11 protein-coding genes are annotated in these 12,354 nt (G+C 43.5%); 1 reads left to right on the forward strand and 10 read right to left on the reverse strand.

The genetic code is table 11. From position 1 onward, the window contains the following. Positions 1-28 precede the first annotated feature (28 nt). On the forward strand, positions 29-460 hold the full coding sequence (locus KHA99_RS28380) for a VOC family protein (RefSeq protein ID WP_213120871.1): 432 nt from the start codon (positions 29-31) through the stop codon (positions 458-460). A 403-nt stretch (positions 461-863) separates the two neighbouring features. On the opposite strand, the gene KHA99_RS28385 is transcribed toward KHA99_RS28380, so the two are convergent. The 10 genes from KHA99_RS28385 to KHA99_RS28430 form a co-directional block, all read right to left on the reverse strand. After that, entirely contained in the window at positions 864-2,012 is a 1,149-nt protein-coding gene (locus tag KHA99_RS28385; protein WP_213120872.1) for a cation:proton antiporter, read from the reverse strand. 767 nt (positions 2,013-2,779) lie between these two features. Further along, positions 2,780-4,207, reverse strand: a complete 1,428-nt coding sequence (gene gatB, locus KHA99_RS28390; protein ID WP_213120873.1) for an Asp-tRNA(Asn)/Glu-tRNA(Gln) amidotransferase subunit GatB — start codon at positions 4,205-4,207, stop codon at positions 2,780-2,782. A gap of 12 nt (positions 4,208-4,219) precedes the next feature. Beyond that, entirely contained in the window at positions 4,220-5,671 is a 1,452-nt protein-coding gene (gene gatA / locus KHA99_RS28395) for an Asp-tRNA(Asn)/Glu-tRNA(Gln) amidotransferase subunit GatA (protein WP_213120874.1), read from the reverse strand. A 13-nt stretch (positions 5,672-5,684) separates the two neighbouring features. Continuing rightward, positions 5,685-5,978, reverse strand: a complete 294-nt coding sequence (gatC, locus tag KHA99_RS28400; RefSeq protein WP_213120875.1) for an Asp-tRNA(Asn)/Glu-tRNA(Gln) amidotransferase subunit GatC — start codon at positions 5,976-5,978, stop codon at positions 5,685-5,687. A 156-nt stretch (positions 5,979-6,134) separates the two neighbouring features. After that, positions 6,135-6,809, reverse strand: coding sequence for a bifunctional 4-hydroxy-2-oxoglutarate aldolase/2-dehydro-3-deoxy-phosphogluconate aldolase (locus KHA99_RS28405; RefSeq protein ID WP_213120876.1), 675 nt, complete (start codon positions 6,807-6,809; stop codon positions 6,135-6,137). A gap of 21 nt (positions 6,810-6,830) precedes the next feature. Beyond that, positions 6,831-7,772: a sugar kinase gene (locus KHA99_RS28410; RefSeq protein WP_213120877.1), complete on the reverse strand. Its 942-nt coding sequence runs from the start codon at positions 7,770-7,772 to the stop codon at positions 6,831-6,833. Between the two features lie 18 nt (positions 7,773-7,790). Beyond that, positions 7,791-8,939: a galactonate dehydratase gene (gene dgoD / locus KHA99_RS28415; protein ID WP_213120878.1), complete on the reverse strand. Its 1,149-nt coding sequence runs from the start codon at positions 8,937-8,939 to the stop codon at positions 7,791-7,793. 53 nt (positions 8,940-8,992) lie between these two features. Then, complete coding sequence (locus tag KHA99_RS28420) at positions 8,993-9,814, reverse strand: carbohydrate ABC transporter permease (protein ID WP_213120879.1); 822 nt, start codon at positions 9,812-9,814, stop codon at positions 8,993-8,995. After that, on the reverse strand, positions 9,811-10,689 hold the full coding sequence (locus KHA99_RS28425) for a carbohydrate ABC transporter permease (protein WP_213120880.1): 879 nt from the start codon (positions 10,687-10,689) through the stop codon (positions 9,811-9,813). Before KHA99_RS28425 ends, KHA99_RS28420 begins: the two co-directional genes overlap by 4 nt. Before the next feature lie 124 nt (positions 10,690-10,813). Further along, complete coding sequence (locus KHA99_RS28430; RefSeq protein ID WP_213120881.1) at positions 10,814-12,136, reverse strand: ABC transporter substrate-binding protein; 1,323 nt, start codon at positions 12,134-12,136, stop codon at positions 10,814-10,816. Between the last annotated feature and the right edge of the window lie 218 nt (positions 12,137-12,354).

Here is a 12,354-nt window from a genome sequence, read left to right on the forward strand (position 1 = left end):
TAATAAACATTTTTGGGAGGTTTTATTGATGATTCCACAACGAGTAAGCCTGGTTACTATTGGTGCCTATAATCTGCCTGCACTGCGTGCTTTTTATAAGTCTTTGGGCTGGGAGGAAACCGAGTTTAGTTCTGACCAGTATGCTGTTTTTAAGACGGCTGGGGTGCTTATTTCTCTGTTTCCAATTGAGGAGTTGGCGAAGGATGCCGGGATTGAATTTGGAGGCTCTGTTGAACATTATCGACCTGTTACCTTGGCGATTAATGTGGACCATAAGGAACAGGTAGATGAAGTGATGGGAAGAATTCGTGAAGCAGGGGCAAAAATCTTACGAGAGCCAAGCGATGCTTTTTGGGGCGGACGGACAGCCTACTTCGCCGATCCTGAGAATAACCTTTGGGAAGTCGCCTGGAACCCGAGCTCGGTGTTTGATGAGCAGGGGGCTATGATTTCTTTCTAATTATTTTGATTTGGTATTTTCATAACTACCTGGAATCTGAGCCTAGTCTACTTAGGGCTTTATGAACACTTGATAACTCCCTGGCATCGGATTCCGGGCTCCTTCGGGCGTTATGAAAATTTCATAACTACCTAGTCCTCAGGCTCAGCTGCCTTTCAGTCGTTATAAACCCTCCATTACTACCCGAACCACGGGTTCGACTACCTTTCGGGCGTTATAAACCCTTCATAACTACCTAAGCCACGGTTTCGACTACCTTTCGGGCGTTATGAACCCTTCATAACTACCTGGACCTCGGGCTCGACTGCCTTCCGGCCGTTATGAACTCTTCATAACTACCTGGACCTCGGGCATAACGCCCGAAAGTCAGTCGAGCCAGTGGCTGGCCCTTCCCCGCCATTGCTTATCCAATATTCTGACTTGCCGCCTTCCTCTTAAAAAATAATTTCATCATCGGCGGAGTAACCAATGTGGACACCAAAGTCACAACAACAATTATGGCGAACATGTCCTGACTTAGAAGCTTGGTCTCCAACCCAATATCGGCAATAATCAATGCCACCTCGCCGCGGGATACCATCGCAGCACCAATTCCCAAAGCACTGCCCCAAGAAAATCCCGCTAAAACAGAACCAAGAGATGCACCAATTAATTTCGTAAAAACAGCTAAAATACTCAATAATACGATTGGAATAATGTTTTCCCCAATGCCGCCGAACTGTGCGGTCACACCAATTGAGGTAAAGAACACTGGTACAAAGATGGAATAACTGATGGTTTCGACCTTTTCAAAGATTTCATGTTTGAAATCCGTTAAACTGATTGCAACACCTGCGATATAGGCACCTATAATAGCCGCAACTCCTGTAAATTCCGCTAAATAAGCATAAACAAAGCAAATTATCAGGGCTGACGATATAACCGTTTCTGATTCCTTTAAAACAGAGAATCTTTTTAAAAATAACGGGACGACTGCCCAGCCAATTAAAAGCGCCCCTGCGAAAAATGCTACCTTTTTTAAGATGACAACAGTTAGATTAACATCCCCGCCTGAAAGGCTCATTAAAAATGCCAACGCTATAATGACTACTACATCATCAATTACTGCCGCTCCCAAGATAGTAGTGCCTTCCCGGGTTTTTAGCTGATTCATTTCTTTTAGCGCTTGTACGGAGATGCTGACGCTGGTGGCTGAAAGCACCAAGCCTAAGAACCAAGATTGTAAAGCTGTCATTCCAAGCATAAACCCAGCACCATACCCGAAAACAAGTGGAAAAATTATACCGCCAAATCCCACGTAGGTTGATGCTTTTCCTGTCCTCTTAAATTCGTCCAGATCCGTTTCCAATCCAGCGATAAACATAAGCAGGATAACACCAATTTCACTGAATTCCGATAAGGTCTCCGTTTCATTGACCAACCCCAATACGGAAGGTCCCAAAACAATGCCAATCAAAAGGGTGCCGAGAACGGATGGCTGTCCAAGTCTGACACTTAGACTTCCGGCAACTTTAGAAGCAATTAAAATGATAGCCAATTGGAGAATTAACATATTACACCCCTCTCTCAACTATTAGCATTTGTTTTAAGCAAGCCATAAATGCAACACTATTATAAGACTTCTATCACCCACAAATTCTCTCCCTCTCCCCTGCTAATCAAACGTTTAATTAAAAAGATAATAATCCTTATTAATTAAAGGATTCAGATAAAATTAACCTTAATTTCTTGTCGAAAAGATGCGTCCCAATCAAACGTTTGATTAAATTCCATGAATACCAGTAAATCAATGTTTCCCTAAGACTTGTTCAAAAAGCAGTCGCCTTTTGGCAGATGGTATTTTCAAATTTCCCTAAGACTCATCTAAATTTGATATTTCCATGTCAATCAAACGTTTAATTAAATAGCATTAAACACCTTTAAAATAAGGATTAAATAAAAAAAACACCTAAAAAATCTGCCAAAATATGCCTTAAATCAAACATTTGATTGAATCACCGCTTCTTCTTAGAAAAATATAGCTTTTTCTCTTCAACAAGGGCGGAACAATGTCGTATCACATACCTTGTATTTCATTTGAAAATCTCAAATCAACTCGAAAAATAAAGCATCTCGACTTATTTCCCATCCTTCGACACTTAATTCCAATCTACAACATCATTCAAACGTTTGGTTATTTCAAGAGCAAAGCCTTTTCAACAAAGGATTTTTTCCCGGGAAATGGTGCAGCGATTGTCGAATATTGCCCCGACATTATCTGCAAAGAAACTCCTTTACAACATGCAAAAACCGGCAGAAAAATTCTACCGGCTTGCAAGCTTATCTCTTATTCAATTCCTGCACTAACAACTGATTCACCAATTGCGGGTTGGCTTGTCCCTTTGTCGCTTTCATGATTTGCCCAACAAGGAAGCCAGTAGCCTTTGCCTTACCACCCTTGAAATCTTCAATCGATTTCGGATTGTTATCAAGAATCTCACCAATAATCTTCAAGAGTGTTCCTTCATCGGAAATTTGCACAAGCCCTTTGTCTTTGACAATCTGCTCGGCATCTCCGCCGTTTTCGATTAACTCTTTAAAGACAGTCTTGGCAATCTTCGAGGATATTGTGCCATTATTAATCAATTTGATCATACCGGCTAGGCCTTCTGGCGTTAGCGAAACATCGTGAAGTTCCTTGCCCTCAGCATTCAGGTAAGCGGAAACCTCACCCATGATCCAGTTAGACGCCATTTTTGCATCAGCACCTGCTGCTACTGACGCTTCGAAGAAATCAGCGGTTTCTTTAATTACAGTCAGTACTTTTGCATCATAAACTGGGAGGCCAAGCTCTTCGATATAACGCTTTTGACGCTCATCTGGAAGTTCAGGAATTTCGGCTCGAATCCGGGATTTCCAGTCTTCGTCAATATATAATTCGAGAAGGTCAGGTTCCGGGAAGTAGCGATAGTCATCGGAGCCTTCCTTTACCCTCATCAGAATGGTCGCACCCGTTGCCTCATCAAAGCGGCGTGTTTCCTGATCGATTTTTCCGCCGCCCAAGACAACCTCGCGCTGACGTTTTTCTTCATATTCAAGACCTTTTCGTACAAAGTTGAACGAGTTCAGGTTTTTCAACTCAGTTTTTGTTCCGAATTCCTCTTGCCCGACTGGACGAATCGAAATATTGGCATCACAGCGCAGTGAACCCTCTTCCATTTTACAATCGGAAACGCCTGTATATTGGATAATGGACTTTAATTTTTCCAAATAGGCATAAGCTTCATTTGGAGTTCGAATATCCGGCTCAGAAACGATTTCAATCAGCGGCGTTCCTTGACGGTTAATGTCCACTAATGAATAGCCTTTTTCATGGTTCAGCTTGCCGGCATCCTCTTCCATATGAATCCGGGTTATGCCAATCCGTTTTGTATAACCGTCCACTTCAATTTCTATCCAGCCATGCTCGCCAATTGGCTGGTCAAATTGTGAGATTTGGTAAGCCTTCGGGTTGTCCGGATAAAAATAGTTTTTCCGGTCAAACTTCGTATGTGTGGCAACTTGGCAATTCAGCGCCATTGCTGCTTTCATCCCATAATCGACTACCTTTTTGTTCAGAACTGGCAGCACCCCTGGGTAACCAAGGTCGATGACAGTCGTATTTGTATTCGGCTCAGCACCAAAGTGGTTTGGGCTGGACGAGAAGATTTTTGATTCTGTTTTTAGCTCTACGTGGACCTCAAGTCCAATCACTGTTTCGAATTCCATTCTATTCACCCCCTACAATTGCGGCTTCTTTTTATGATGGTCGGTTGCCTGCTCGAACGCATGGGCAACACGATAAATAGTTGCTTCGTCAAAATGCTTGCCAATAATTTGCAGACCTAACGGCAGTCCGCCTTCAAAGCCGCATGGAACTGAGATTCCCGGCACACCGGCAAGGTTCATTGGTATTGTCAGGATATCGTTCACATACATCGTTAACGGATCATCAATGTTCTCGCCAATTTTAAAGGCAGGAGTTGGCGTTGTCGGTCCAATAATTACATCATATTTTTCAAAAACATTTTCAAAGTCCTGCTTAATCAATGTTCGTACCTTTTGCGCCTTTTTATAGTAGGCATCATAGTAACCGGAGCTTAATGCAAAGGTTCCGAGCATAATCCGGCGTTTTACTTCCTCGCCGAAGCCTTCTGCCCGCGTCTTTTTATATAAATCAAGTAAATTTTCTGCGTCAGGTGTTCGGTAACCGTAGCGGACACCATCGAAGCGGGCCAGGTTGGCAGATGCTTCTGATGAAGAAATTAAGTAGTAGGCAGCAAGGGCATATTTGGAATGCGGCAGTGAAACCTCTTCCCACTCAGCACCAAGACCTTCAAGAACCTTAATTGCATCCAATACAGATTGGCGGACGGATTCTTGCACACCTTCGCCAAGATACTCTTTCGGTACAGCGATTTTTAGACCCTTCACATCACCCGTTAAGGCTGAAACAAAGTTTGGAACATCCACGTTTGCTGAAGTGGAGTCCATTGGGTCTAGTCCGGAAATGGCCTGTAATAAATAGGCATTATCCTCGACTGTCCGTGTGATTGGACCGATTTGATCAAGCGATGACGCAAAAGCGACAAGCCCAAAGCGGGAAACCCGGCCATAGGTTGGCTTCATGCCGACAACACCGCAAAAAGCAGCTGGCTGGCGGATGGAGCCGCCTGTGTCAGAGCCCAGTGAAAATAGCACTTCTCCAGCTGCAACGGATGCCGCTGAACCGCCTGAAGAACCGCCTGGGACTCGGTCAAGATTCCATGGATTCCGAGTCTTTTGGAAGCGGGAATTCTCGTTAGAAGACCCCATCGCGAACTCGTCCATGTTTAACTTACCGATCGTTACCGTTTCTGCCTGCTGCAGTTTTTGAACTACTGTAGCATCATAGATTGGATCAAAGTTTTCTAATATTTTACTTGCACAGGTTGTCCTGAGACCTTTTGTGACGATATTGTCTTTCACGCCGATTGGCATGCCGTACAGCAACCCTTTTGTGGCATCCAGTTTGTCATCCAGGGCCTTTGCAGCTTGTCTGGCACGCTCTTCATCTAATGTTAAAAACGCCTGAACTTTATCATCGACCTCGGCAATCCGCTTATAGGATTCGTCAACCAGGTCAGAGACTTTCAGTTCTTTTTTATGTAAAAGCTCATGAAGATCTGAAACTTTATGGTCAAATAAACTCACACTAATAATCCTCCTACTCCCCTAAAATAGATGGCACTTTGAATTGGCCGTCCTGATGCTCCGGCGCATTTTTCAATACTTCCTCACGCGGCAATCCTTGCTTTGGGATATCCTCGCGGAGAACATTTTTCATATCAAGCACATGGTATGTAGGAGCCACATTGTCCGTATCCAGTTCATTTAACTGTTCAGCAAATGTGATGATGGCATCAAGCTGCTTGGTGAACTTTTCTGCCTCATCCTCGGTAATCGCAAGACGCGCCAAATTGGCCACGTGCTTCACCTGGTCGGTTGAAATTCGCGACATGTCTAAGTTACCTCCGATTATTGTCATTTAATATTGATGATACCAAACTTTTTCGCTTTACCGCAATGATTACTCTTTAAGTATGGACAAGAGTTTTTAATTTTAGTTCAATTCGGACATTGAAAGTGCCTTTTCCAAAAAGAAAAAGCACCCTATTCAGGCGATGGGTGCCTTGTTACTGATAATATTACGCGCAGCTCTTACTGCCTCGACATATGCATTTCCTTTTTCTTTTAGTTCGCTGAAGTTGCGTTCTTCTATTAATTTAGAATTGACTAAGCTTCCTCCGATTCCACAAGCTACCGCGCCGGCTTTAATATAGGACTCAATATTTTCTAACGAGACGCCGCCTGTAGGGATAATAGGAATATGAGGAAACGGTGCCCCGACATCCTTAATATACTTTGGTCCAAGATTCCCGGCTGGGAAAACCTTCACGGCATCCGCACCCCATTCAACCGCTTGAATCATTTCAGTTGGGGTCATCACACCCGGAATCGCTATTTTGCCATAACGCAGTGCAGTTCTAATCACCTCTTCAGAAAGGCTAGGGCTAAAAACAAAATCTGCACCTGCCGAGATAGCACGATGAGCGGATTCACGGTCAATAACCGTTCCCGCTCCGATAAGAGCTTGACCTTTAAACATCTGCGAGTATTTTTCAATTGTTCGGTATGCATGTGGTGAATCTACAGTAACTTCGAGTGCCGTCACTCCGCCCTCAACAAGGCTTTCAATCACCTGTCCGACGATCTCCTCGGGCACCCTGCGGATGACTGCGATAATGCCGCTTTCGACTAATTTTTGCAGCAGCTGTACTTTCGGTATCACGAAAATCTCTCCTTCCCACTACTATCTCAAGATTTCTTCAGAGCGATCGGGAGCTATTTCAGCCCAATATGGATAACCCTCCACATCACCCGCCACTGTTACAGCAGAAGCGCCTACCCGGTTTCCTAGGGAAACGGCATCCTTATAGGACCAGCCGCGAAGCAAGCCCGATATGAAGCCGGCAGCAAACCCATCGCCCGCACCAACAGTGTCGACTACCTTCTCAACTCTGTACCCGTCGACGAATTCCTGCTTGTCTCCATCATTGTAATAGGCTCCGGAATCCCCGAGTTTCACAACGACCGCCTTTGATCCATTTTTAATTAATCGCTCAGCTATTTTCTCCGGTGTTTTTTCTCCTGTAAGAATCAGACCCTCTTCAATACCCGGCAAAACGATATCGCATTTACCGGCAATATCCATTAACACTTCACGCGCTTCTTCCTTTGTCCAAAGCTTCAGGCGTATATTTGGGTCGAAAACAATCGCCACCTTATTTCGTTTGGCTGCATCAATCGCATGATAGACAAGCTCTCTGCAGGATGGACTTAACGCTGGTGTGATACCTGAAATATGAAGGATTTTCGCTTTGGCAATTTCACTTTCCTGCAAGTGAGCTTTTCCCATTCTGCTTGCCGCCGATCCGGCCCGGAAATAGTTTACTTTCGGATCTCTTCCATCTTGCCGTTCCTTAAAAAATACTCCTGTCGGGGAGGCAGGGTCAAAGGCTACCAAACTGGTATCGACCCCTTCACCGCGAATAAAGTTACGGATGTATAGACCGAATTCATCCTCACCGAGACGGCTCGCCCAGCTTACCCGATGGCCAAGTCTAGCGAGAGCGATGGCCACATTGGACTCTGCCCCGCCGATGGTCTTTTCAAATTGACTGACATATCTTAGCGGCCCTGCTTTTGAGGGGTTTAATAGGATCATTGTTTCACCAAATGTAAGAACATCCATTGTTTCTCCCCCTAACTTTTACCACTCTGCAATGCTGCCGTCTTTGTTGCGCCAAATTGGATTTTTCCAATCGTGGCCAATCTTCGCCATTTCTTTTACATGCTCTTCATCTACCTCGATGCCTAAGCCTGGGCCCTCCAGTATTTTCACATAGCCATCTTCATACTTGAAAACTGAACGATCCTTAACGTAATCAAGCAAATCACTACCTTGATTGTAATGAATTCCTAGGCTTTGCTCCTGAATAATTGCATTTGGCGTACAGAAATCCACCTGTAAGCATGAAGCCAAAGCAATTGGACCAAGCGGGCAATGAGGAGCAACCGCTACATCAAATGCTTCCGCCATAGCCGCGATTTTCTTCATCTCGAGAATTCCCCCAGCATGCGAAACATCCGGCTGGATAATATCAACATATCCATCCATCAAGAGCTGCTTAAAGCCCCAGCGTGTATACTGTCTTTCGCCAGTTGCGATTGGCGTTGAAGTATATCGGGCGATTTCCCGTAATGCCTCATTATTTTCCGGAAGGACTGGTTCTTCAATAAACATTGGTCGATACGGCTCTAATTCCTTGGCAAGGATTTTGGCCATTGTCTTATGGACACGTCCGTGGAAGTCAATGCCGATGCCCACGTCTTTACCGACTACTTCACGAACAGCGGCAATCCGGTTGAGGACACTTTCCACACTTGAGAAGTTATCGATATAGTCCATTTCTTCAGTGGCGTTCATTTTCACTGCTGTAAAGCCGGCATCAATCTTTTCCTTAGCCGCGCTGGCTACATCGCTTGGGCGATCGCCGCCGATCCAAGAGTAGACGCGGATTTTATCACGTGCCGCCCCGCCAAGCATTTCATAAACAGGCATATTGTAGAATTTCCCTTTAATGTCCCACAGTGCCTGCTCAATTCCCGAAATAGCACTCATCATGATTGGACCGCCGCGGTAAAACCCTCCACGGTACATCACCTGAAAAAGATCTTCAATCTTCCGTGGGTCCTGACCAATTAAATAGTCACTAAGTTCCTTTACACAAGCCTCAACCGTGCTCGCCCGGCCTTCAACGATTGGTTCGCCCCAGCCTTCTAAGCCATTATCCGTTTCAATTTTTAGAAAGAGCCAGCGTGGTGGGACTTTGTATAATGTTAGGTTCGTGATTTTCATAGTAAATTCGCCTCGTTTATATTATTTTTTAAATCACGCTTATGCTAAGACTATTAACCCTTCACACTTCCGCCTGTTAACCCTGCAATGATATAACGTTGGGCAAATAGTGCGATTACTAGTACAGGTGCCGTAATGATGACAGATGCAGCCATCAGACCACCCCAGTTAATTTCCGAATAGGATAGGAAATTAAAGATGGCAATCGGTAAGGTTTTCGTGTTATCACCTGCTAAAATCAGTGAAAACATAAAGTTATTCCATGAGAAAATGAACGCCAAAATGGATGATGTCACAATTCCTGGCCCTGAGATTGGCAGCATAACTTTGACAAACGCCCCTGGAATGGAACAGCCATCGACGCGTGCTGATTCCTCGAGCTCATGTGGTAGTCCTTCAAAAAACGGAATCATAACCCAAATGATGAACGGCATGGTCACAAGCATATGGCTGAGAATCAGCGATGTGTATGTGTCAATTAATTGAAGTTTTGAAAAGATAATAAACCACGGGATAAGGAAAGAAATTCCTGGTACGATCCTTGCTACAAGAATTAAAAGACCAAAGCCTTGCTGCTTGAATTTTGCAATTGAATAAGCGGCAGGAAGGCCAAGGATGAGACCAAATAGGGTCGCCCCTGCTGCAACAACAAAGCTGTTCCATATAAAACTAAGAAAGTTGTATTCTTTAAAAACATTAATATAGTTATTAAAGTTTGCTGTAATTTCAAATATTTTTTCCGTATTAAGAATTTGTACTTGTGTTTTAAATGAAGCGAGCAACATCCACAGGAACGGGAGTAAGAACAAAAACAGTACAAAATAAACGCCGAAATGGGTGAAAATGGATTTAATCGGACTTTGCTTTTCACTCATAGCTGTACACCCGCCCTTTTCCGTAAAAGAATCGTGAAAATACTAATCGATAGAACGATGATAAAGAAGATCATCAATAACGCGGAAGCTTGACCAATCTTGAAGTATTGAAAGCCTAAAACGTACCCGTAAATGTTGGTCGTTTGGGATGAAGTCCCCGGTCCGCCCTGAGTAGTAGCATAAATAATATCAAATGTTTTTAACGCGTCAATCATCCTTAATAAAACAGCGGAATATAGCGTCGGTTTTAACAACGGAAGCGTAATTTTTGTAAACGACTGCCAAGGAGTCGCCCCGTCAATCATCGCTGCTTCGTAAGGATCCTTCGGCAGGGAAACAAGACCTGCTAGAACGATTAAGGCGATCATCGGGGTCCATTCCCAAACATCAATAAAAATTAACGAAGGCATAACGAGACTTTGTGAGGTTAACCATTCCTGACCCGGAATTCCGAGTTTGCTTAAGAATATGTTGGCAATCCCGATATTCGGTTCATAAATCAGTACCCAAATTAAGCCGACCGCAACTGGAGTTGCTACCATCGGGAGCAGGAATAAGGTTTTGACAACGCCTTTTCCAACGATATTCTGATTCATAAGAATCGCAATCCCAACCCCTAATACCGTTTCAATCAACACAGCTACAATTGTAAAATAGAACATTAACCAAAGTGATTTAAGAAAAAGTTCATCTTTAAATAATGCAATATAATTATCCAAAGCCACCCATAACGGAGGAGTCACATTCGACATGCTCCACTCATGAAAACTCAGCCAAAACGTATAGCCCACAGGCATGACCATCATTAATCCTACAAAAAGCACAGCCGGCAAGGTAAAAACCCACTTGATGTGACGGTCAATCCAATTTGTCATTCTTTTGTTCCTCCCGGAAAAGATTATGGTTTTGTTAAAACAAACGGCTTTCGGGCATGATCCAGTATTACAACCTAGATTGCTGACCGAAAGCCGATTAAAAATTTGTGCTAATTAGAACGGATTACTTCTCACTGTCCAGAATTTTTTGGAATTCTCCGTCAGCCTTTTCTGCAGCAGCCTTAACATCTTTGCCTTCGATACCAGCAATGATGATATCTCCGATGGAATCGCGTGCGCTTCCTACGTTGATCACGACTGGACGGTCATAAGAAGTACCAGTTTTACCATTTTCAGCAATAGATTCTGCTAAATCTTTCGGGAATTTAGCCGTTCCTTCTGCAGAATCCCAAACAGAAATTCGCGCACCAGGATTTCCTTCAGCTTGAAGCTTCGTAACCATTTCTTTGCTTTCTACCCACTTAATGAATTCCCATGCCGCATCTTTCTTCTCAGAGTTAGCGCCAATACCAAGTGCCCAAGATGTTACATTGTATGGCTTAGAACCATTAGGACCAGCTGGGAACGGAGCAAAACCAACTTTGTCAGCCACAGCAGATTTTGATGGGTCAGTTGCGTTTGTGAACAAGGAAGATGCATCAGTATAGAAAGCTGCTTTTCCTTGAGTGAACACAGCCATTGCTTCAGGCCAGCTCATGTTTAAAGTACCTTTAGGGCCATACTTGTTTAATAGGTTTCCATAATATTCAAATGCTTTTAATGCCTCAGGTGAAGTAAGGGTGGACTTTCCATCCTTCATAAAGTCGCCGCCAAAACCATATAGGAAGCTGGAAAACTGTGTAACTGCAGCAGCACGTTTACCACGGGCAACAAATCCAGCAACGCCATTTGCAGGGTCGTTTAACTTCTTAGCCGCTGCTTCAAGCTCTTCTAATGTCTTTGGAACTTCGATGCCGGCTTTTTCTAACAGGTCTTTACGGTAGTAAAGAACTTCCGTCTCTGTTACAAGCGGTAATCCAAAGTATTTTTTGTCTTGTTGCACGCTTCCTAGGGAAGAAGGAATAAAATCCTTTGTATAGTCTTTTTCTTTAGAAATATAACCTGTCATGTCTGCAAAGTAGCCGCTCTTATGGAACATCTTACCGTCTTGAAGCGGACGGAACATAACAACGTCGATGTTCTTAGAGTTAGATGCAAACTCAACGGAAGTTTTTTGTGTTAATTGGTCTTCAAAATAGCTGTCAATCTTTACTTTAATGCCAGTCTCTTTCTCAAACTCTGGCAATTGTGCTTTAATTGCTTCTGTCCAAGGATGGTTAGCAGCAACCAAGCGGATTTCTTGAACCTTTTTCTCAGTAGTCTTCTCAGGTGCCTTTGAACCTGTTGAGGAATCTGAACCGCTGCAGCCAGCAAGTGCAGAGCTAAGACCAACAGCTAAAGCAAGAACACCAGCAGCTTTTTTAAAACCTACAAAATTCTTTTTCATAATTTTCCCCCTTGCTGTTATTTTCACAAAAGTGATAACGGTTTCATTTTAAATTGTAGACCCATAATACGCATAATAGTTTGGTAGAATAATAAAATTAAAAATTCTCTTGCATGCAATTTTCCTTAAGCATTTAAATTACACGATTGTTGCGTTATCGTTTTAAAGCGTTTTCAAAAAACCTATAGATAAACAGCATTCTTAATATAATGAATAGA

The sequence above is a fragment of the Neobacillus rhizophilus genome, from assembly GCF_018343535.1.
In the GTDB taxonomy this organism is placed as follows: Bacteria; Bacillota; Bacilli; order Bacillales; family Cytobacillaceae; genus Neobacillus; species Neobacillus rhizophilus.